General features: G+C 66.5%; 18 protein-coding genes. 9 read left to right on the forward strand and 9 right to left on the reverse strand.

The features are described from left to right. From cysM to G7Y82_RS05745, 8 genes are all read left to right on the forward strand, one after another. Window positions 1-891, forward strand: coding sequence for a cysteine synthase CysM (gene cysM / locus G7Y82_RS05710; RefSeq protein ID WP_206370352.1), 891 nt, complete (start codon window positions 1-3; stop codon window positions 889-891). A gap of 8 nt (window positions 892-899) precedes the next feature. Beyond that, window positions 900-1,682, forward strand: a complete 783-nt coding sequence (locus G7Y82_RS05715; RefSeq protein ID WP_168147158.1) for a 3'-5' exonuclease — start codon at window positions 900-902, stop codon at window positions 1,680-1,682. Between the two features lies 1 nt (window position 1,683). Next, a complete protein-coding gene (gene rlmD / locus G7Y82_RS05720) occupies window positions 1,684-3,003 on the forward strand; it encodes a 23S rRNA (uracil(1939)-C(5))-methyltransferase RlmD (RefSeq protein ID WP_168147041.1) in 1,320 nt (439 codons plus the stop codon). Between the two features lie 637 nt (window positions 3,004-3,640). Beyond that, window positions 3,641-4,135: a CYTH domain-containing protein gene (locus G7Y82_RS05725; RefSeq protein ID WP_168147042.1), complete on the forward strand. Its 495-nt coding sequence runs from the start codon at window positions 3,641-3,643 to the stop codon at window positions 4,133-4,135. After that, a complete protein-coding gene (locus G7Y82_RS05730; protein WP_168147043.1) occupies window positions 4,132-4,608 on the forward strand; it encodes a L,D-transpeptidase in 477 nt (158 codons plus the stop codon). Before G7Y82_RS05725 ends, G7Y82_RS05730 begins: the two co-directional genes overlap by 4 nt. After that, window positions 4,592-5,593 (forward strand): beta-N-acetylhexosaminidase, encoded by a 1,002-nt coding sequence (gene nagZ / locus G7Y82_RS05735; protein WP_240954086.1) that lies wholly within the window; start codon window positions 4,592-4,594, stop codon window positions 5,591-5,593. Before G7Y82_RS05730 ends, nagZ begins: the two co-directional genes overlap by 17 nt. Beyond that, window positions 5,590-6,150: a hypoxanthine-guanine phosphoribosyltransferase gene (locus tag G7Y82_RS05740; protein WP_168147044.1), complete on the forward strand. Its 561-nt coding sequence runs from the start codon at window positions 5,590-5,592 to the stop codon at window positions 6,148-6,150. Before nagZ ends, G7Y82_RS05740 begins: the two co-directional genes overlap by 4 nt. 41 nt (window positions 6,151-6,191) lie before the next feature. Further along, window positions 6,192-6,935, forward strand: a complete 744-nt coding sequence (locus tag G7Y82_RS05745) for an S-methyl-5'-thioinosine phosphorylase (protein ID WP_168147160.1) — start codon at window positions 6,192-6,194, stop codon at window positions 6,933-6,935. A gap of 54 nt (window positions 6,936-6,989) precedes the next feature. Here G7Y82_RS05745 and G7Y82_RS05750 read toward each other — a convergent pair whose 3' ends face one another. The 4 genes from G7Y82_RS05750 to mfd all read right to left on the reverse strand — a co-directional run bounded on the left by G7Y82_RS05750 (window position 6,990) and on the right by mfd (window position 12,280). Next, entirely contained in the window at window positions 6,990-7,406 is a 417-nt protein-coding gene (locus G7Y82_RS05750) for a GlcG/HbpS family heme-binding protein (protein ID WP_168147045.1), read from the reverse strand. A gap of 179 nt (window positions 7,407-7,585) precedes the next feature. Continuing rightward, window positions 7,586-8,143 carry a hypothetical protein gene (locus G7Y82_RS05755; RefSeq protein WP_168147046.1) on the reverse strand — a complete coding sequence of 186 codons (558 nt, stop codon included), beginning with the start codon at window positions 8,141-8,143 and terminating at the stop codon, window positions 7,586-7,588. Beyond that, a complete protein-coding gene (locus tag G7Y82_RS05760; protein ID WP_168147047.1) occupies window positions 8,140-8,721 on the reverse strand; it encodes a CsiV family protein in 582 nt (193 codons plus the stop codon). The genes G7Y82_RS05755 and G7Y82_RS05760 overlap by 4 nt, the downstream gene beginning before the upstream one ends. Before the next feature lie 139 nt (window positions 8,722-8,860). Next, entirely contained in the window at window positions 8,861-12,280 is a 3,420-nt protein-coding gene (mfd, locus tag G7Y82_RS05765) for a transcription-repair coupling factor (protein ID WP_168147048.1), read from the reverse strand. A 145-nt stretch (window positions 12,281-12,425) separates the two neighbouring features. Here mfd and G7Y82_RS05770 point away from each other — a divergent pair, with 145 nt between their 5' ends. Continuing rightward, window positions 12,426-13,811 carry a M20/M25/M40 family metallo-hydrolase gene (locus G7Y82_RS05770; RefSeq protein WP_168147049.1) on the forward strand — a complete coding sequence of 462 codons (1,386 nt, stop codon included), beginning with the start codon at window positions 12,426-12,428 and terminating at the stop codon, window positions 13,809-13,811. Between the two features lie 233 nt (window positions 13,812-14,044). Here the strand turns inward: G7Y82_RS05770 and G7Y82_RS05775 are convergent, their stop codons facing one another. The 5 genes from G7Y82_RS05775 to clpB form a co-directional block, all read right to left on the reverse strand. Further along, window positions 14,045-14,251, reverse strand: coding sequence for a hypothetical protein (locus G7Y82_RS05775; protein WP_168146584.1), 207 nt, complete (start codon window positions 14,249-14,251; stop codon window positions 14,045-14,047). Further along, window positions 14,248-16,086: a ferrous iron transporter B gene (gene feoB, locus G7Y82_RS05780; protein ID WP_168147050.1), complete on the reverse strand. Its 1,839-nt coding sequence runs from the start codon at window positions 16,084-16,086 to the stop codon at window positions 14,248-14,250. Before feoB ends, G7Y82_RS05775 begins: the two co-directional genes overlap by 4 nt. Next, window positions 16,083-16,325, reverse strand: coding sequence for a FeoA family protein (locus G7Y82_RS05785; RefSeq protein ID WP_168147051.1), 243 nt, complete (start codon window positions 16,323-16,325; stop codon window positions 16,083-16,085). The genes feoB and G7Y82_RS05785 overlap by 4 nt, the downstream gene beginning before the upstream one ends. A gap of 90 nt (window positions 16,326-16,415) precedes the next feature. Then, a complete protein-coding gene (locus G7Y82_RS05790) occupies window positions 16,416-18,860 on the reverse strand; it encodes a TonB-dependent receptor (RefSeq protein ID WP_168147052.1) in 2,445 nt (814 codons plus the stop codon). 211 nt (window positions 18,861-19,071) lie between these two features. Further along, window positions 19,072-21,672, reverse strand: a complete 2,601-nt coding sequence (clpB, locus tag G7Y82_RS05795) for an ATP-dependent chaperone ClpB (protein WP_168147053.1) — start codon at window positions 21,670-21,672, stop codon at window positions 19,072-19,074. Window positions 21,673-21,731: the final 59 nt, after the last annotated feature.

Below are 21,731 nucleotides of genomic sequence, written 5' to 3' on the forward strand. Positions count from 1 at the left end.
ATGACTTACCCAACGCTCGCCGATTTTATCGGCAATACCCCACTTGCCCAGCTCAAGCGTCTGCCGGGTATCGGCAACAATACGCTGCTGGTGAAGCTGGAAGGCAATAATCCGGCCGGCTCGGTCAAGGACCGACCGGCGTATTCGATGATTCGCCGCGCCGAGGAGCGCGGCGAGATCAAGCCGGGCGACACCCTGATCGAGGCCACCAGCGGCAACACCGGCATCGCCCTGGCGATGGCGGCCACCGTGCGCGGTTATCGCATGGTGCTGATCATGCCGGCGCACTTGTCGGTCGAGCGTCGTGCGGTGATGAAGGCCTTCGGCGCCGAGGTCATCCTGGTGTCCAAGGAAGAGGGCATGGAAGGTGCGCGCGACCTGGCGCTGAAGATGCAAGCCGACGGCAAGGGCCGGGTGCTCGACCAGTTTGCCAACCCCGACAATCCGCGCGCGCACTACGAAGGTACGGCGCCGGAAATCTGGAAGGGCACGGCCGGGCGTATCACGCACTTCGTCTCGTCGATGGGCACCACCGGCACCATCATGGGCTGCTCGCGCTTCCTCAAGGAACAGAACCAGAACGTGCAGGTGATCGGCGTGCAGCCGGACGGCGAATCGTCGATCCCGGGCATCCGCAAGTGGCCGGAAGCCTATCTGCCGACCATCTTCGACCGCGAGCGCATCGATCGCATCATCGAAGTGTCGTCGCAGGACGCCGAGGACACGATGCGCCTGGCCGGCACCCAGGAAGGCCTGTTCTGCGGGCCGTCGTCCGGCGGCGCGCTGTGGGCGGCGTTGCAGTTGTGCCGCGAGGTCGAGAACGCGACCATCGTCACCATCGTCTGCGATCGCGGTGACCGCTACATTTCGACGGGCGTCTTTCCTTCGTGACCGCTGCCATGTCGTGGCGCGAGCCGGTGCTGGTCTTCGATATCGAGACGATTCCCGATCTCGACGGCGGCCGCCGCATCATGGGCCTCGATGGCATGAACGATGCCGAGGTCTGGTCGGCGATGCGCAGCATGCGCCTGGCCGAACGCGGTAACGACTTCATGCCGGGGCATCTGCAACGTGTGGTTGCGATCTCGGTGGCGCTGCGCCAGGGCGACAGCTTCAAGTGCTGGTCGATCGGCGATGAATCGGCCGAGGAAGGCGAACTGATCCAGCGCTTCTACGACGGCATCGACAAGTATCGGCCGATCATCGTGTCGTGGAACGGCGGCGGCTTCGACCTGCCGGTGCTGCATTACCGCGGCCTGCTGCACGATGTCGTCGCGCCGCGCTACTGGGACACCGGGCATTTCGATCGCGAGGCCAAGTGGGACAACTACCTGGGCCGCTATCAGTTCCGCCACACCGACCTGATGGACGTGCTGGCGATGTACAGCGGCCGGCAGAACGCGCCGCTCAACGAGATCGCCATCCTGCTCGGCTTCCCGGGCAAGCTCGGCATGGACGGCTCCAAGGTCTTCGACGCCTACCGCGACGGCGACCTCGCCGGCATCCGCGCGTATTGCGAAACCGACGTGCTCAACACCTGGCTCGTCTATCTGCGCTTCGAGCGCATGCGCGGGCGCCTGAGTCCCGAACAACACCAGGCCGAGGAAGCACGCGTGCGCGAATTCCTCGACGGCGCCGACGGCGCGCACTGGTCCGAATTTTCCGCAGCCTGGACAAACTGACTTGCATCGCAGGAAGAAGCTGCCGCCGGCCGGCGAATTCACGGCCGACATCATCGATTTCGATCACGAGGGACGCGGGTTTGCCCGCATCGACGGCAAGGCGACGTTCATTGCCGATGCCTTGCCGGGCGAACGCGTCCGCTTCAAGTATCTACGCACGTCGCGCGACTTCGACGAAGGGCAGTGCGTCGCCGTCGAAACCGCCTCGCCGCATCGCGTCGAACCGCGCTGCGCGCACTTTGGCCTCTGCGGCGGCTGCTCGATGCAGCACCTCGCGCCGGATCAGCAGATCGCCTTCAAGCAGAAGCAGATGCTCGGTCAGCTCGAACGCAGCGGCAAGGTCGTGCCCGACGAGGTCGCGGCGCCGATCGTCGGCGATGTCTGGGGCTACCGCCGTCGCGCGCGGCTCGGCGCCAAGGACGTGCCGAAGAAGGGCGGCGTGCTGGTCGGCTTTCGTGAACGTGAATCGAGCTTTCTCGCGACGCTGGAGCGCTGCCACGTCGTCGACGCGCGCGTCGGCGAGAAGCTGCGCGAACTCGGCGCGCTGATCGGCGCCCTGTCGATCCGCCGTCAGGTGCCGCAGATCGAAGTGGCCTGCGCGACCGACGTCGTGGCGCTGGTGTTTCGCGTGCTGGCGCCGCCGACCGACGCCGATCGCGAAGCCTTGCGTGCGTTCGCCGTGGCTGAGGGTTTCGACATCTATCTGCAGACCGGCGGTCCGGACAGCATCCGGCCGCTCGACGACGCCAAGCTGTTGCAGTATTCGCCGGACGGCTCCGACCTGACGTTGCGCTTCGAGCCGACCGACTTCATCCAGGTCAACGGCACGATCAGCCAGCGCACCGTCAACCAAGCGCTCGACTGGCTGGACCTGACGGCGGGCGAGCGCGTGCTCGAACTGTTCTGCGGCCTCGGCAACTTCTCGTTGCCGTTGGCCCGGCGCGGTGCGCAGGTGCTCGCCGTCGAAGGCGAAAAGGGCCTGGTTCAGCGCGCTCGCGACAACGCCGCGCGCAATGGCCTGGACGTGCGTTTCGAGAAAGCCGATCTGTTCACCGCGACCGGCGACGAGTCGTGGCTGCAGCCCGACTTCGACAAGGTGCTGCTCGACCCGCCGCGCGCCGGCGCCAAGGAAATCCTGCCGATCATCGCCAAGCGCAAGCCGAAACGCATCGTCTACGTGTCCTGCCATCCGGGTACGCTGGCGCGCGATGCGGGGATGCTGGTGCAGGAGTTTGGTTATCGGCTGGCGCGGGCGGGGGTGATGGATATGTTTCCGCATACGAGTCATGTCGAGAGCATGGCGTTGTTCGTTCGGGACTAGAGGCGAGGGGCTTCATGTACCTCGACAGCCGTCACTTGATCGAGCCTTTTGTTTCGCGCTGCGGCGCGACCTACTTTATCTTTGCTTGTCCAAAGAAAAGTAGGCAAAAGAAAGGACACCCCTGGGGCCGCACCCGCTTTGCGGGCGAGCCTGCGCTGCTCGCGTGCTCGGGACCGTCGCCGACGCGACATCCCTGTCGCGACGACGACTTGGCCGGCCGTCCTGGCCGGCCATTCCCTGCGCTCGCTGCGCTGCTCGGTGCGGCCCAAGGGGACCCGGTGAAGCGGAACAGCCAAAAGCAACAGCGGGTCCGTACGGTATGCCCCGCTTTGGCTGTGGCTTTTGACGTTGGGCCCCCTAGGAGGCGCCGGCCGTTCGATCGCGCGCAGGGCTCGCCTGGCCAGGGACGGCCGGGCGAGCAACGTCGCGACAGGATGTCGCGTCGGCGCGTGCCCCGAGCACGGCCAAACGGCCGGGGGCCGGCGCAGCCGGCGCCGACTCGGGGTGCCCTTTCTCTTGGTCCCTTCTCTTTGGACAAGCTAAGAAAAGAAACTCGCGCCGCAGCGCGAAACAAAAGGCTCAATCATCGCGCCCAGGTTCGAGTACAAAAGATCGCTTTCGTCGAGAGTTTTCACTGATGCCCCTGGAAATCGAACGCAAATTCCTCGTCGCCAACGACGTTTGGCGCGCTCACGTCACGCACAGCGTCGAGATGCGCCAGGGCTATCTGACGCGCGAAGGCCAGGCGTCGGTGCGCGTGCGCCTCGAAGGCGAGGCGGCGAAGCTCAACATCAAGGCGGCGGTGGTCGGCAGCGCGCGCGCCGAATACGAGTACGACATTCCGCCGGCCGACTGCCGTGAATTGCTGGCGACCCTGTGCGTCGGTCGCGTCGAGAAGACACGCCATTACGTGCCGGCGCACGGCGCGCACGATGGCGCGGTCTGGGAGATCGACGAGTTCGTCGGCGACAACGCCGGCCTGGTGGTCGCCGAGATCGAGCTGCAGGCGGCCGACGCGGCGTTCGAGCAGCCAGCTTGGCTGGGCCGCGAACTGACCGATGACCGCCGCTATTACAACCATTATCTGGCGCTGCATCCGTACGCGAGCTGGCCGGAAACCGAGCGCGGATGAAGATCGACGTCGACATCGCGACGCAGCACCTGCGCCTGTTCGACGGCGGGCATTGCGTGCGCGACTACGTGATTTCCACGGCGGCCAACGGGCCCGGCGAAATCCAGGGCTCGGGCTGCACGCCGCGCGGCCGGCACCGTATCCGCGCCAAAGTGGGCGATGGCTTGCCGCTGGGTGCGGTGTTGCGCGGGCGACGCTGGACGCGCGAGGTCTGGTCGCCCGAACTGGGGGCGCGGTATCCGGGCCGCGACTGGATACTCTCGCGTATCCTCTGGCTTTCCGGCACGGAACCCGGACGTAACCGGCTCGGCTGCGTCGACACCTTCCGTCGCTATGTCTATATCCACGGCACGCCCGACGTCGCAGCGCTCGGTCGGCCGGCGTCACACGGTTGCGTGCGCATGCGCAACGAAGACGTCATCGAATTGTTCGATCTTGTTTGTGCAGGGACCGACGTTGAGCTCCACGAATAACACCACGACTTCCAAGGCCCGCACCAAGTTGCTGGGGCCATTGATGATCGACATCCCCGGCCAGGAACTGACGGCCGAGGATCGCGAGCTGCTGTGCCATCCGCTGGTCGGTGGCTTCATCCTGTTCACGCGCAACTACCGCGATCCGGAGCAGCTCAAGAAGCTCTGCGACGACGTGCTGGCGTTGCCGCGCGAGCGTCTGCTGATGGCCGTCGATCACGAGGGCGGTCGCGTGCAGCGCTTCCGCGTCGGCTTCACGCGTATTCCGGCGATGCGCAGTTTCGGTCACCTCTATCACGAGAACGCCGCCAAGGCGCTGGCCGAAGCGCGCGCCCAGGGCGAGACCATCGGCCGCGAACTGTCGGCGTTCGGCATCGACCTGTGCTTCGCGCCGGTGCTCGACCTCGACTACGGCGTCAGCCAGGTGATCGGCGATCGTGCGTTCTCCGACGAGGTCGGCATCACCGTCGAACTGGCGCGCGCGTTTCGCGCCGGCCTCAATGCGCAGGGGCTGGCGGCGACCGGCAAGCACTTCCCCGGACACGGCGCGGTGGTTGCCGATTCGCATCTGGAGCTGCCCGTTGATCGTCGTCGCGTCGAGGACGTGCGCGCCGACCTGGCGCCGTTCAAGGCGCTGATCGACGACGGCATCGAGTCGATGATGATGGCGCATGTGCGCTATCTGAACGTCGAGCCGCAGATCGCGTCGCTGTCGTCGTACTGGATCGACGGTGTGCTGCGCCAGGAGCTGGGCTTCAAGGGCGCCGTGTTCTGCGACGATCTGTCGATGGGCGGCGCCGCCGTCGTCGGCGACATGGAGGCTCGCGCGCGGCTCGCGCTCGAAGCCGGCTGCGACATGCTGCCGGTTTGCAACGACCGTGCGGCGACGATCGCGCTGATCGACGCGCTCGGCAAGGACCTCAAACCCGATCGCGCCGGCTCGGCGCGCCTCAAGAAACTTTACGCAAAGCATCCGAACCCATGACGACCGAACTGCACAGCGAAGCCATTCAAGTCCTCGCCGAGGCCGATGTCCTGCACAGCGCCGAGGCGGTGCAGGCGGCCTACGATCGTCTGGCTGCCGATATCACCGCCAAGTACGCCGGCCTCAATCCGGTGTTTCACTGCGTCATGAATGGCGGTCTGTATGCGATGGCGGAAATCACGCGTCGCCTCGATTTTCCGTTCGAGATGGACTACTTCCATGCCAGCCGTTACCGCGGCGCGACCACTGGCGGCGGCCTGGTCTGGAAGGTGCAGCCGAAGCCGGAGCGCGTCAGCGGCCGACATGTGCTGGTGATCGACGACATCCTCGACGAAGGCCATACGCTGGCGGCGATCCGCAGTGCGCTGTCGCAGTTCGAGCCGGCGTCGCTGGGCGTCGCAGTGTTGCTGCGCAAGCGCCACGAGCGCTGTGCGCCGGGCGCACAGGCCGAATACATCGGCCTCGAAGTCGGTGACCGCTACGTCTTCGGTTGCGGCATGGACTACAAGGAATACTGGCGCCAACTGCCGGCCATCTACGCCGTCAAAGGCCTGTGAGCGGACGCGTCGAGGCAGACCTGCAGATGAGCAACAGCGCAATGGATCGCGGCCTCGTCGCCGTGATCGGCGGCACCGGCATGAACCAGTGGCCGGGTCTGGAAATCGAACAGCGGCTGGAAATCGAAACGCCATACGGCCTGCCGAGCGCGGCGCTGCTCGATGGGCGTGTCTACGGCACGCGCGCGATCTTTCTCGCGCGTCACGGTGAAGGCCACAAGATTCCGCCGCACTGCATCAACTACCGCGCCAATCTTTGGGCGCTGCGCGAGGCTGGCGTCAAGCAGGTCGTGGCGATTGCCGCGGTCGGCGGTATCGCGCCATGGTTCGCGCCCGGCGACATTGCCGTGCCGGCCGATCTGATCGACTACACCTGGGGCCGCGCGCACACCTATTCGGATGGAGGTGCCGGCGCCGAGCTGCACCACGTCGAGTTCACCGAGCCGTACGCGCCCGGGCTGCGCCGTCGGCTGATTGCCGCCGCCGACGCGAGCAGTACGCCGCTGGCTGGCGAGGGCGTGCTGGCCGTTACCCAGGGGCCGCGTCTGGAAACGGTGGCCGAGATCCGCCGGCTGGCGCAGGACGGCTGCGACATGGTCGGCATGACCGGCATGCCGGAAGCAGCGCTGGCCCGCGAGCTGGGGCTCGATTACGCCTGTCTCGCGGTGTCGGTGAACTGGGCCGCCGGCGTGCAGGGCCTCGGCGACATCCATGCCGAGATCGCGCAGTCGATCGAATCCGGCATGGCCAAGGTGCGTGCCGTTCTGCAGCAGGCGCTGCCGTAACTGTCGTTAGGCGGGCGAGCGGGCCGGTCAACGGCCCGCTCGCCGCGTCGACGATCAGGCCAGGGCGCCGAGTCCGGCGCGCGCGACCTGCGCATCCTGGTCCGGTTTGACGCCGGAGACGCCGACGGCGCCGATGCAATCGCCATCGACGATCACCGGGATGCCGCCTTCGAGCAGGCCGCGACTGATGTCGGCGACCGCCAGGAAGGCGTTGCGGCCGCCATTGATCATGTCTTCATAACCTTTGGTTTCGCGGCGTCCGATGGCGGCGCTGCGGGCTTTTTCGTAGCTGATGTAGGCGCCGATTGCGGCACAGCCGTCGAGGCGAACCGACGACAGCGGATGGCCGCCTTCGTCGACGACGCTGATCGCGACGTTCCAGCTGTTGCGCTGCGCTTCGTCGCGGGCCGCCGCAACGATGCGCTCGGCGTCGGCGAGCGACAGGACAGCGCGGGTTTTGTACGTGGGCATGGGATCTTGATGGATAGGTTGAGTCGACCGTCGTCGTGCACACCCGGATCCCGGCCAGATGCGCACGGCACAGCAATGCGACGCTGCCGAGCGGCAGCGCCGTTGCGCAATAGTGTAGGGAGCTGGCCTGTGCCGCAGGGTGACGACTTTGTCAGCGTCACCGTCGCCAGCGGCGCGGCTTACTGGTAGCCGCCGTAGACGTCGGTCAGGGTCGCGCCGAAGTGCGGCCGTTCGGCGGTCGGTACCCAGACTTCGATGCGCGCGATCGGCGCGTTGACCGGCGACGTCCAGATCTCATGCTCGGGCGCATTGGTGTATGGCCCCTGGCGCGATTTGCCGCCGCCGGTGCCGCACAGCCAGACCTGCGCCTGCTTCGGCAGCTTGACGTCGCGCATGCGCACCGCCAGCGAGCGCGCGCGACGCGAGCCCAGCGTCAGCGCCAGCACCGACCAGCCGTCCGGCTCGTCGTTCCAGGTGCCGATATCGGCCAGCGGCTGGTTGACGGTGTGGATTTGCGCGATGTCGATGTCGTCGCCACCGGCCGGCCCTCGTGGCGTGTCGGTCAGCGGCAGGTTGAGGATCGGTGCCGGTGTCCGCAGATCGACCGTGCAGACCGGCGGCGCCGGCAGCGGCGGGGTGCTGGCGCCCACGTGCAGGTCTGAGAGTTTGCAGGCGCTGAGCGTGCCGGCCGTGATCAGGGTGAGCAGAGCGCCATGCCAGGCGCGGCGCGACGTCACGGGCCGTCCGCCTTGGTGACGCGGGCGAGGATGCCGAGGCGCGCGCTGTCGAGGTGATGCAGCTCGTCGCGGCGCATGCGACGCCGCGTGTCGAGCCGCCAGCTGCGGCCGCCGGAGCTGTAGAGCAGATCGGTGTCCAGGGTCAGATAGCGTTCCGGGATCAGCAGCTTGACGCGGCCGTCGACTGGAAACACGCCATCGGCCCCGGGCTGGCCCCAGCGCACATGGATGGCCGGGCCGTCGCGGCTCGGCGGATCGCGTTGGGTCCACGACAGGTGCACCAGCGGTTCGAAGCGCTTGGAGTTCTGCAGACGACGCCACTCGGTTTGCAGGCCGAAGGCAGCATCGGGCAGCACCGTGATGCCGGCCGCCTGCAAGGCCGCGGCGTCACCCGGATCGATGGCGGTGCCGGTGTCGGCGGCCTGACCGGCGACGCCGGCTTCGGTCGGCGCATAGCGATCGAGAAACACGATCAGGTCCATGCGATAGGTTTCGGCGTGCGCCGACAGTGCCGTCATGGACAGCAGCAGCGCAATCAGCGCCGGCCAGCGGCGGAAAGAAGCAGCGATCGAACTCATCGGTTCCGGTCTGGGGTTCCGGTCGGGGCGGACATGGGCGTGCGCCGGCGAGACGCGCCCGTCGGCGACCGCATGCTGCATTGCAGCGAAAAACGGTGCCACATTCTAGCGAATGCAGCCCGCAGCGTGGCTGCCAGCATCATGAGCCGCCGAGCGTCGCCAACAACAAGGTTGCCGCCGGGATGCGCGCCTCGGCGGACTCGAAGTTGCCGTAGCAGTTCAGGCGCTTCTGGCCTTCGAGCCGGTAGGTCTTGGGCTGGGTCTGGATCAGCTTGATCAGTTTCACCGGCTCGATGTTCGGGCGGTCCGAGAAGTCGACGGTGATCGAGCGCGCGCCGGCGCGCAGCCGGGTAATGCCCAGCGCCTGCGCGCTGATGCGCAGCGCCGAGGCATCGAACAGGCGCTCGGCGGCCGGCGGCAACAGGCCGAAGCGGTCGATCATTTCGACTTTCAGCTCATGCAGGGCGTGTTCGTCGGCGGCCTCGGCGATGCGCTTGTATAGCGTCAGGCGTGCATGCACGTCCGGGATATAGGTGTCCGGGATCAGGCTGGCGACACCAAGGTCGATCTCGCATTCGGCGTGGCCGAACGGCGCGTCGTCGAGCTTGCCGCGCTGGATGGCCTTGACCGCGCGCGCCAGCAGCTCGGCGTACAGCGTGAAGCCGACTTCCTCGATCTGCCCGGACTGGTCGGCCCCGAGCAGCTCGCCGGCGCCGCGGATTTCCAGATCGTGCGTGGCCAGCGCAAAGCCGGAACCGAGGTCGCCGAGCGTTTCGATCGCTTCCAGGCGTTTCTCGGCGTCGGCGTTCAGCGCGCGCTTCGACGGCACCAGGAAATAGGCATAGCCGCGGTGGTGCGAGCGACCGACGCGGCCGCGCAGCTGATGCAGCTGGGCGAGGCCGAGCTGGTCGGCACGGTCGATCAGGATGGTGTTGGCGCTCGGCACGTCGATGCCGGATTCAATGATGGTCGTGCAGACCAGGATGTTGAAGCGCTGGTGATAGAAGTCGAGCATCACCTGTTCGAGTTCGCGCTCGCGCATCTGGCCGTGCGCGTAGCGCACGCGGCCTTCCGGCACCAGTTCCTGGATCTTGCGCGAGAAGTTCTCGATGTCCTTGACTTCGTTGTGCAGGAAATAGATCTGGCCGCCGCGCTTGAGCTCGCGCAGACAGGCTTCGTAGACCAGCGGATTGGACCATTCGGAGACGAAGGTCTTGATCGCCACACGCGAGGCCGGCGGCGTGGCGATGATCGACAGATCGCGCAGGCCGGCCAGGCTCATGTTCAGGGTGCGCGGAATCGGCGTGGCGGTCAGCGTCAGCAGGTCGACCTCGGCGCGCAGGTTCTTCAGGCGCTCCTTGTGGCGCACGCCGAAGCGATGTTCCTCGTCGACGATGACCAGGCCCAGATCCTTGAACTTGATGTCGTTCTGCAGCAGGCGATGCGTGCCGATGACGACATCGAGCTTGCCCTCGGCCAGTTCCTTGAGCGTCTGGTTCTGTTCCTTGGTCGAACGCAGGCGCGACAGACTGGCGACGCGGATCGGGAAGTCGGCGAAACGGTCGGCGAAATTCTTGGCGTGCTGTTCGACCAGCAGCGTGGTCGGCGCCAGCATGCAGACCTGCCGGCCGCCGCGCGCGGCGACGAACGCGGCGCGCAGCGCGACCTCGGTCTTGCCGAAGCCGACGTCGCCGCAGACCACGCGATCCATGGTCTTTTCCGAGCGCATGTCGTCGAGCACGGCGTCGATCGCCTTTTGCTGGTCGGTGGTCGGCGTGAACGGAAAGCCGTCACAGAAGCGGCGGTAGTCCTCGTCGTCGAACTCCAGCTGCAGGCCCGGCTTGGCGGCGCGACGCGCCTGGATCTGCAACAGCTCGGCGGCGACGTCCTGCGCTTTTTCGCGCGCCTTGGCCTGCGCCTTGCTCCAGCGTTCCGAACCGAGGCTGTGCAGCGGCGCGTGTTCCGGTTCGGTGCCGCTGTAGCGGTGAATCAGGTTCAGCGACGTGACCGGCACATAGAGCTTGCCGCCACCGGCGTATTCGAGCACCAGATACTCGGTGTCGATGCCGCCGGCGTCGAGCTTCTGCAGGCCGACGTAGCGGCCGACGCCGTGCTGTACGTGCACGACCGGCGAACCCTGCGAGATTTCCGACAGATCGCGCAGTACGGTTTCCGGATCGCGGATGCGGCTCTTGCGCCGCACCTCGGCGGCCGGCGCACGCTGGCCGAAAACCTGCGCTTCGGAGATGACGCTGAGCTGGTCGGCGTCGAGGCGGAAGCCTTCCTGCAACGGACCGAGTGTGATGCCGATGCGGCGGCCGTCGGCGAGGAAGTCGCCCCAGTTGCGGTGTTCGCGCGGCAGGATGCCGAGCGGCTTGAGAAAGCCGAGCAGCGCCTCGCGACGGCCCGGCGATTCGGCGACGAACAGCACTTTTTCGTCGGGCGACAGCGCCGCGAGCTGCGCGCGCACCGCGTCGGCACCCTTGTGTGCGGTGCCGATCGCAAAGCCCAGGCGCGGTTCGAGCGTGCCGCCGATCGTCGCGCGCGCGAAGCGGCCCAGCGCCTTCATCACCGCCGCTGGCGCCACGAACAGATCGTCCGGTTTCATCAGCGGCCGTTCGATGTCGCCGCTGTAGCGTTCGTGGCGCTCGCCGATCTGCTGCCAGTCGATGTCGAGCGCGTGCTCCAGCTCACCGGCGGCGACGATGATCGCGTCTTCCGGCAGGTAGTCGGTCAGCATCGACGTGCCGTCGACAAAGAACAGCGGCAGCCAGGATTCGATGCCGCCCGGCATCAAACCCTTGCTGACTTCGCTGTAGATGCGCGAGCGCGACGGATCGCCGGGGAAGTATTCGCGATAGCGTTTGCGGAAGGTCTCGATGCCGTCCTTGTCGGTCGGGAATTCGCGTGCCGGCAGCATGCGGATTTCGTCGACCTTGTCCTCGCTGCGCTGCGTTTCCGGATCGAAGGTGCGGATCGTTTCGATCTCGTCGTCGAACAGGTCGATGCGATAGGCGTCCGGTGCGCCCATCGGGTAGAGGTCGAGCAGCGCGCCGCGCACCGCGAACTCGCCTTGCGCCTGGACCTCGGACACCGACTGATAACCGGCGGCGATCAGCCGCTCGCGGAAGCGTTGCGGATCGAGCTTGTCGCCGACCTTGATCTCGAACGCGCGCCCGCCCAGCCAGCCGGTCGGCGGCAGGCGCTGCATCAGTTGGTCGGCTGTCGTCAGCAGTACGCCACGCCGCATCTGCGGCAGGCGGTGCAGGGCGGCCAAGCGCTGCGACAGCACGTCCTGGTGCGGCGAGAACTGATCGTAGGCCAGCACCTCGCTGTCGGGCAGATGCACCAGTGGCACGTCGCCAAGGAAGAAGCGCAGCTCCGCTTCGAGGCGGTAGGCGTGCTGTTCGTCGGCGGCGAGCGCAACGACCAGACGGTCACGTTGGCAGGCGAGCTGGGCGGTGGCCAGCGCCGCGGCCGGGCCGTGCAGGCCGGTCCAGGAGACGGCGGTCTCGGGCAGGGCCGGCGTAAGGGCGGAACAGGCGTTCGGAAGGCTCATGAAAACGGCAAATAGCAAAACTCCCCACGACGCTGCAGCGCCGCAGGGCTATAGTGGCTGGCGCTGCGCGCGTGCGCAGCAATCCCCCATTATCTCATGGCGGCGCGCCGGCTTTTGCGGCCGCAGCGCGTCGTGGAGTCTGACGATGAAATGCCTGCCGGTCGTTGTGTTGGCGCTGGGCCTGTCGGTTTGCACGGTCGCGAGCGCGGGTGACGCGACGATTCACAAGCTGCAGCAGAAGATCGCGCACGACGATTTTCCCGAGCAGGTCGCGGCGTCGCTGGTCGGCAACATCGGCCCGCGCTTCGCCGGCTCGGCCAGCTATGACGCGGCGGTGATCTGGGCGTTGCAGGCGATGCAGGCCGCCGGCCTGAAGAACGTGCACGTCGAACCGGTGACGCTGCCGCATTGGGTGCGCGGCAAGACCGAGGTGTTGCTGGAACTGTCGAGCACCGACGAACAGCCGCTGGCGGCGGTGGCGCTCGGCGGCAGCGTCGGCACCGAGCCGCAGGGCGTCGCAGGCGAGGTGGTGCGCGTCGCCTCGCTGGCCGAACTGCAGGCGTTGCCGGTGTCGCGCGTCCGCGGGCGCATCGTTTTCATCGACCGTCACATGCAGCGCACGCGAGACGTCACCGGCTACGCCGAGGACGTCGCAATCCGCGTGCAGGGGCCGGCCGAAGCGGGCCGCAAGGGTGCGGTCGCGGCGCTGATTCGCACCGTCGGCACGGCCGATGACGACGTGCCGCACACCGGCGTGACCCGCTACGGCGATGCGCCGAAGATTCCGGCGCTGGCCTTGTCGAACGTCGCGGCCGATCGCCTGGCGGCGATCACGCGCACCGGTAGCGCAACGATCCGCGTCAAGCTCGATGCGCGCGAATACGGTGCCGTCAACAGCTCGCAGGTGGTCGGCGAGCTGCCCGGCAAGACCGATGAGATCGTGCTGCTCGGGGCGCATCTCGACTCCTGGGACATCACGCCGGGCGCCGAGGATGACGCGGCCGGTGTTGCGACCGTGCTGTCGGCGGTGCGCGCGATCAACAAATATGCCCGCCAGCCGCAGCGCACGATTCGCGTGGTGCTGTTCGCCGACGAGGAGTTTCACTCGTCCGGCTCGCGCGCCTACGTTGCCGAACATGCCGACGAACTCGGCAAGCACGTGTTGGCGATGGAGGCCGATCTGGGCTCCGGTGCGGTCTGGCGCCTCGGCACGAATCTGCCGGACAGCGCCGAGGATTTCCGCAAGGCGTTGCTCGTCGAGCTGGCGCCGCTCGGCGTCTACGATGGTCCGCGCGATGCGGGCGGCGGCTCGGACGTCGACGCGCTGACTGCGGCTGCCGGGGTGCCGACCATCGGTCCGCAGCAGGACGCGGTGCGCTACTTCGATGTGCATCATTCGACGGCCGATACCCTCGATCATCTCGACCACGCCGGCCTGCGTCAGAACGTGCAGGTCTACGCCACCGCCGCGTGGCTGGCGGCGAACTGGAAGGGTGATCTGGGCAAGCTGCCGGTTGAAAAGGCCCCGTGATCATCGGCTCGTCGCAGGGCACCGATCCGGGTCATCAGGTCGCGGCTGGCGCCGCTCGCGCAGGAGCGTGCGCTTTTTTGTAGGAGCGGCGCCAGCCGCGACCGCTGTTCGGCAAAGGGAAAATCGCCACGCACGCTTGCGCGGTGCTCATTGAGGCGCGAGACGAACCGTCCTACCGTTTTCGCGAAATCTGCGTGATCTGCGGTTAAAAGCCGTTGCGTCTTTTCGAGGACTCAGCCGCGATGAAAGCGCACGCGATGCTCGGCCGACGGCTTGGACTTCGGCGCTGGCGTATCGCAGCTTCCGCAACTGTCGCAACTCGAACAGCCACCGGCGTTGCTGCTGCCGCGCTTCGGTGCGAAGCGCCGTGCGAGGTTCCAGGCGCTGTAGCCGACGATGGCGCCGACGACGAGGAATTCGGTGACGTGATAAACGGTCATGTCAGCGCTCCTGCAATGCGAAATGTGATGAATGAGGCCGCGTAGGCCAGTGCGAACAGATAGCCGGCGGCGACCGCGACGATTTTCCACGAGCCGGTCTCGCGACGAATGATCGCCAGCGTCGACAGGCACTGCGGGGCGAATACATACCAGGCGAGCAACGACAGCGCCGTGGCCAGCGACCACTGTTGGGCGATGACGTGGCCGAGCTGCAGGCTGACGGTGTCGGTGGGGCCGGACATCGCATAGACGGTGCCGAGCGCCGAGACCGCGACCTCGCGGGCGGCGAGGCCCGGAATCAGTGCGACGCAGATCTGCCAACCGAAACCGATCGGCGCGAACAGCGGCTGCAGGAAGTGGCCGATCATGCCGGCCAGGCTGTAGTCGATCGGCGGCAGCGTCGCGCCCTCCGGCGCGCCGGGGAAGCTCGACAGCACCCACAGCAGCACGATCAGCGTGAAGATGATGCCGCCGACGCGCTTGAGGAAGATCATCGCGCGGTCCTTCAGTCCGATCGCGACGTCGCGCGGGTTCGGCAGGCGGTACGACGGCAGCTCCATCAGCAGCGTGTGTTCGCTCTTGTCGCGACGTACGTACTTCATGACCGCTGCGACGATCAGCGCCGAGATGATGCCGGCGAAGTACAGCGCGAACAGCACGATGCCCTGCAGGTTGAACAGGCCCCACACGGTTTCACGCGGAATGAACGCGGCAATCAGCAGCGCATAAACCGGCAGCCGCGCGGAGCAGGTCATCAGTGGCGCGACGAGAATCGTCGTCAGACGATCGCGCGGGTCCTGGATGCTGCGCGTGGCCATGATGCCCGGAATCGCGCAGGCGAAGCTCGACAGCAGCGGAATGAACGCACGGCCGGTGAGGCCGACGCCGTACATCATGCGGTCGAGCAGGAACGCCGCGCGCGGCAGATAGCCGGATTCCTCGAGCACGAGGATGAAGAAGAACAGAATCAGGATCAGCGGCAGGAACACCAGCACGGTGCCGAGGCCGACGAACACGCCGTTGACCAGCAGGCTTTTGAGCACGCCCTCGGGCATCGACTGCGTGACCAGCGTTCCGAGCGCGGTGATGCCGGCGTCGATGCCGTCCGTCAGCGGCGTCGCCCACGAAAACACCGCCTGGAAGATCAGGAACATCAGCACCGCGAGGATCGCCAGGCCGGCGACCGGGTGCAGCACGATGCGATCGAGCGCGTCGTCGATACGGCCGGTGCGGCTCGGCATCGACACCGTCGCCAGCAGTATTTCGCGCACGGCGATGTGCAGATCGGCGTCGGCCGGAAGCGCGGGCGGCGCCGGCGGCAGTTCGTGGCTGTCGAGCTTGGCGACCAGATCGGCGGCGCCGTTACGGCGCACGGCGACGGTTTCGATGACCGGCACGCCGAGGCGGCGCTGCAACTCGTCGATGTCGATGCGTACGCCGCGCTTGCGGGCCGCATCCATCATGTTCAGGGCGACGACCATCGGCCGGCCGAGGCGCTGGACTTCGAGCACGAAGCGCAGGTGCAGGCGCAGGTTGGTCGCGTCGGCGACGCAGACCAGCAGATCCGGTGCAGCCTCGCCGGGATAGCGGCCGTGGCAGATGTCGCGGGTGATTTCTTCGTCGGGACTGGCGGCGTCGAAGCTGTAGGCGCCGGGCAGATCGAGTAGCTGGATGATGCGACCGGCCGGCGTGTAGACGCGACCTTCCTTGCGTTCGACAGTGACGCCGGCGTAGTTGGCGACCTTCTGCCGGCTGCCGGTCAGCTGGTTGAAAAGCGCCGTCTTGCCGCAGTTGGGGTTGCCAACCAGTGCGACGCGCAGCGTCGCCTCGCTCATGCCGGCTCCTGGGCGACGCTGACGCGGGCCGCTTCGGTGCGGCGCAGCGCGAAGCGGGTGTAGCCGATCTGCACGAGCAGCGGATCGCGCTGCACCGGTCCATACGCAACGATCTCGACGAGCTCTCCCGCGACGAAGCCGAGGTCGCGCAGCCGACGCGTGATCGGGTCGGCGGCGACGAGTTCCTCGACGGCGGTGACCGTCGCGGCGACATGCTTCGGAAGCTCGGTCAGACGCATGAGAACGCTCGTGAAGATGAGAATCGTTATCTTATCACGTGCGTGTCATATCGCGAGCTTCGGCGCTGCCGACTTTCGGTGGTCTGCGGCTCAGATATCGAAGATCAGATTGGCCGCGAATACGCGGCCGCGGTCCGAGCGCGACGCCGCGTAATTGCCGGGGGCCAGCGGCTCGTCGAGTACCTGATCGACGATCTTTTCCTGGGTCAGATTGCGTGCCGCCAGGCTCAGCATCCAGTTGCCCTGCCGCGAGCCGAGTACGACGCGTGCATTCAGCTCGGTGGTGGCCGGCTGGTATTTCTCCGGCGCCAGATCGACATCGACATAACGGCCGCTGCGATACAGCACGTCGACCGCGAAGGTGGCCAGCGCGCCGCCCGGCACCAGCGTGGTGAACGACGGCACGGCGGCCGCGGTCCAGCGCGGCGCGTTCGACAGCGTGCGGCCCGACAGATCCTGGGTCGTGCCGTCCGAATTGGTGTTCGGGCACTCGCTGGGGACCGCACAAGCCGGCGCGTCGGGGTAGTGCGTGTAATAGGCGTCGGCGTAACCGGCCGAGCCGTAGAACGCCAGGCCACGTAGTGGCGCCAGCCAGTTGATCTCCAGTTCGCCGCCGCGCGAGCGCGCCGATGCGGCATTGAGAAAGACCGGCGCCGCGCCGCCGCCATTGCCGGCTTCGAAGGTCGACACCTGCAGATTGCTGAAGCGCATGTCGAACAGCGCCGCGCTGACGCGCAGCGAGCCCTGCAGCAGACGAGCCTTGGCGCCGAGCTCGAGGCTGGTCGCACGCTCCGGTTCGAACTCCAGATGATCGGGATTCAGCGGCAGCGCATTGAAGCCGCCACTCTTGTAGCCGCGGGTCCAGGTCAGATAGACGTTGGCGTTCGGCCGCGGCTGCCATTTGAGGCCGGCCTTCGGCGAGAACTCGTTCTCGCTGCGGTTGATCGTCGAGTCGAAATCTTCCTGGCCGGCGACCAGCGGAATGAAGACGCCTTCGTGCGAGCTGGTGAAGTGGCCCTTCTTGTGCTCGTGGCCGACGCGGCCGCCGAGAATGACCGACCAGTCCTCGAAGACGAAATATTCCATCTGCCCGAACAGCGCCGCGGTGCTGGTTTCCTGGTCGAGCGAAACGCGTGCGACCTGTTCGGAGCCGATCGCCGGGTCGATCAGCGGCTGCAGCAGATCGACGAGCTGGCCGAGGCCGTAGGCGGTTTGCGCCAGCGGCACGCCACCCAGGCGCAGTACCGGATTGCCGTCCGGATTGCCGGCTTCGGCGGCGGTGAGGAAGGCCAGCGCCGCGCCCAGGTCCTCGAGCTGATACTGGTCGTTGGAGACGAAGGTCGAGTCGAAGTAGTAGGCGCCGATAACGAAGTCGATGCCGTGGCCGAAGTCGAGAATGCTGTCGTCGTGGCCGCCGACCCGCACTTCCTGGCTGAACTGCTTGTACGGCGCCGGCTTGATCAGCGTGTCGCGCACCACCGGCACCGGGCTGAAGTCGCCGTCGATGTCGCGCGATTCGAGGGTCTGCTTGGCCCAGCCCGTCACCGACGTCAGCTTCCACTGATCGATGCCGGCGAGGCCGTCGAGCGTGTAGTCGACGGTGGCGTTGGCGCCGGCGAAATGCGTTTCGCCACGCGACGGCACGTTCGCCGAGTTCTTGAAGTCCAGGTTCGCCTCGAACTGCGGATCGTAGTCGCGCATCAGCGCTTCGGTTGGCGCGGTGACCTTGATCAGCTGGAAGTTGTTGGCGTTGAGCCACTGCTGCGAGTAGAAAGCGCCCAGATCGATCTGCGCCGGGCCTTGGGTGTAGCGCAGCCGGCCGCGGATTGTGTTCTGCGACGTATCCACCTCCGGGCGGTCGAGATCGGTGTTGTGCAGCAGACCGTCGTCGCGTGAGAAATTGCCAGCGATGCGCGCCGCCCAGTGCTCGCCGAGGGCGATATTGAAGACCGGGCGCACGGCGCGCTGGTCGCTGCCGAGCAGCAGTTCGCCACCCATGCCGGTGTTGGCGTCGGGCGCGCGCGTCACCAGATTGAAGACGCCGGCCGTGCTGTTCTTGCCGAATAGCGTGCCCTGTGGGCCGCGAAGCACTTCCATGCGCTGATCGTCGTTGAAGAACACCGACAAAAAGTTCGAGCGGCCGTAGTAGATGCCGTCAACGACGGTTGCGACCGACGGCTCGAAGCCCGCATTGGTCGACAAGGTGCCGAAGCCGCGAATGAAGAAGTCGCCGCCGGTCGGCGACAGCGCCAGCGTGACGTTGCCCAGATAGCCCTGCAGGTCGGGAAAGCCGGTCGCGCCGCTTTGCTGCATCAGCGCGCCATCGATGGTGCCGACCGAGACCGGCACCTGTTCGAGATTCTGTGAAAGCTTCTGCGCGGTGACGATGATTTCCGGCAGGACGGTCGGCAAGGCCGCGTCATCGTCGTTGCTGGCGGTGGCGGCCGCCGCGTTTATCTGCCAAGCGCCGAGCACGGCAACGGCGCCCACGGCGAGTTTCGCCGCGAGCGGCTTCGGTCCCAATCGATTCGCCATCTTATTTTTATCGTGCACGGTGTGGCCGGCATTGTGCCTCCCACGTCCGGGCCTGCAAATGCCTGATCGTCCACGTTGCACTGGCGCATCGGCGATGTGCGTTGCGACGATCCAGGTGCACAAAAAGTCGCGACGCGCGCCGCCCCTGACGTGAGGTCCGTCTTTAATAAGGGCGGCGCGGCCCGCGACGTGTCGTCGGCGCGTGTCCGGTTCAGGCGTCTCGCTCGAACGTCAGCTCGCCATCGCGTGCGTCAACGATGATCTGATCACCAGCGCCGAACTGGCCGTCGAGGATCAGCCGCGCCAGCGGGTTTTCGACCAGCGCCTGGATCGCCCGCTTCAGCGGTCGTGCGCCGTAGACCGGATCGAAGCCGGTCTCGGCCAGCTTGTCGAGCGCTGCGTCGGCAAACATCACCGCGATGCCGCGCTCAGCCAGCCGCTTGACCACGTTTTGCGTCTGGATCTTGGCGATCGAGCGGATCTGCGTCGAACCCAGCGGATGGAAGACCACGGCCTCGTCGATGCGGTTGATGAATTCCGGCCGGAAATGCTGACCGACCACGCCCATCACCGCTTCCTTGATCGCGGCGTAATCCGAAGGCGTCGACGCGTCCTTGCTCATCATGTCCTGGATCAGCGCGCTGCCGAGATTCGACGTCATCACCACCACCGTGTTGCGGAAGTCCACGGTGCGGCCCTGGCCGTCGGTGAGACGCCCATCGTCGAGTACCTGCAGGAGGATGTTGAAGACTTCCGGATGCGCCTTCTCGACCTCGTCGAGCAGGATCACCGAGTACGGCCGACGGCGCACGGCTTCGGTCAGATAGCCGCCCTCGTCGTAGCCGACATAGCCCGGCGGCGCGCCGATCAGGCGGCTCACCGAATGGCGCTCCATGAATTCGCTCATGTCGACGCGCACCATCGCTTCCTCGGTGTCGAACATGAAGTTTGCCAATGCTTTGCACAACTCGGTCTTGCCGACGCCGGTGGGGCCGAGGAATAGGAACGAGCCGATCGGCCGGTTCGGGTCGGACAGGCCGGCGCGCGAACGGCGGATCGCGTTGGACACGGCGCTGATCGCCTCGTCCTGCGAAATCACGCGCTCGTGCAGCGCCTGCTCCATGCGCAGCAGTTTGTCGCGCTCGCCTTCGAGCAGCTTCGACACCGGGATGCCGGTCCAGCGCGCGACGATCTCGGCGATCTCGTCGTCGCCGACGCTGGTGCGCAGCAATTCGAATTTCTGCGGCGCGGCGCTGCTCGACGGTGCCTGTTCGAGCTTCTTCTCCAGCTCCGGAATCTTGCCGTACTGCAGCTCGGCCATACGCGCCAGATCGCCGGCGCGACGTGCGCCTTCGAGCTCGATGCGAGCGCGGTCCAGCTCCTCCTTGATACCGGCGCTGCCGGCCACGGAAGCCTTTTCCGCCTTCCACTTTTCTTCGAGGTCGGCGTATTCCTTTTCGAGTTTGGCGATTTCCTCCTCGAGCGCCGCCAGCGACTTCTTCGCGCCTTCGTCGTCTTCCTTCTTCAGCGCCTCGCGCTCGATCTTGAGCTGGATCAGGCGCCGATGCAGACGGTCGAGCACTTCCGGCTTGGAGTCGATCTCGATCGAAATCCGTGACGCCGCCTCGTCGACGAGGTCGATGGCCTTGTCCGGCAGGTTGCGATCAGTGATGTAGCGGTGCGACAGCTTGGCCGCGGCGACCAGCGCGCCGTCGGTGATGTCGACGCCGTGGTGGACCTCATAACGTTCCTTGAGGCCGCGCAGGATGGCGATCGTGTCCTCGACGCTCGGTTCGCCGACCAGCACTTTCTGAAAGCGCCGCTCCAGCGCCGCATCCTTTTCGATGTACTTGCGGTATTCGTCGAGCGTGGTGGCGCCGACGCAGTGCAGCTCGCCGCGCGCCAGCGCCGGCTTGAGCATGTTGCCGGCGTCCATCGCGCCCTCGGCCTTGCCGGCGCCGACCAGCGTATGAATCTCGTCGATGAACAGGATGACCCGGCCGTTCTGCTTGCCGAGATCGGTCAGCACCGCCTTCAGGCGCTCCTCGAACTCGCCGCGGAACTTGGCGCCGGCGATCAGCGAACCGAGATCGAGCGACAGCAGCCGCTTGCTCTTCAGCGATTCGGGGACTTCGCCATTGACGATGCGTTGCGCGAGGCCCTCGGCGATCGCGGTCTTGCCGACGCCAGGTTCGCCGATCAGCGCCGGATTGTTCTTGGTGCGGCGGCTCAGCACCTGGATCACGCGGCGGATTTCCTCGTCGCGGCCGATCACCGGATCGAGCTTGCCGGACTGCGCGCGGGCGGTCAGGTCGATGGTGTACTTCTCCAGCGCCTGGCGGTTTTCCTCGGCATTCGCCGAATCGACCTTGGCGCCGCCGCGGACCGTGTCGATGGCCTTGTCGAGCAGTTCCTTGCGCGCGCCGGCGGCACGCAGCGCGTCGCCGAGCGCGCCCTTGTCGTCGATGGCGGCAAGTACGAACAGCTCGGTGGAAATGAACTGATCCTTCTTTTGCTGAGCGAGCTTGTCGGTGAGATTGAGCAGTTTGGCCAGGTCAGGCGAGACATTGACCTCGCCGGTGGCCTGCCCGATTTTCGGCAGGCGGTCGATCGCCTGCGCCAGCTTGTCGCGCAGCAGATCGTTGTTGACGCCGGCGTTGAGCAGCAGCGGCTGCGTCGAGCCGCCATCCTGGTCGAGCAGTGCCTGCATCAGATGCAGTGGCTCGATCGCCGGATGATCGCGGCCGACGGCCAGCGACTGCGCGTCGGCCAGGGCCTCCTGAAAGCGGCTCGTCAATTTGTCCATGCGCATGGCGGATGTGGACCTCTGATGTCTCGAATGTGTGAATGAAGTTGCTTGCAAAATGCGGC

The organism is Solimonas marina, from assembly GCF_012241385.1.
Lineage (GTDB): Bacteria > Pseudomonadota > Gammaproteobacteria > Nevskiales > Nevskiaceae > Solimonas > Solimonas marina.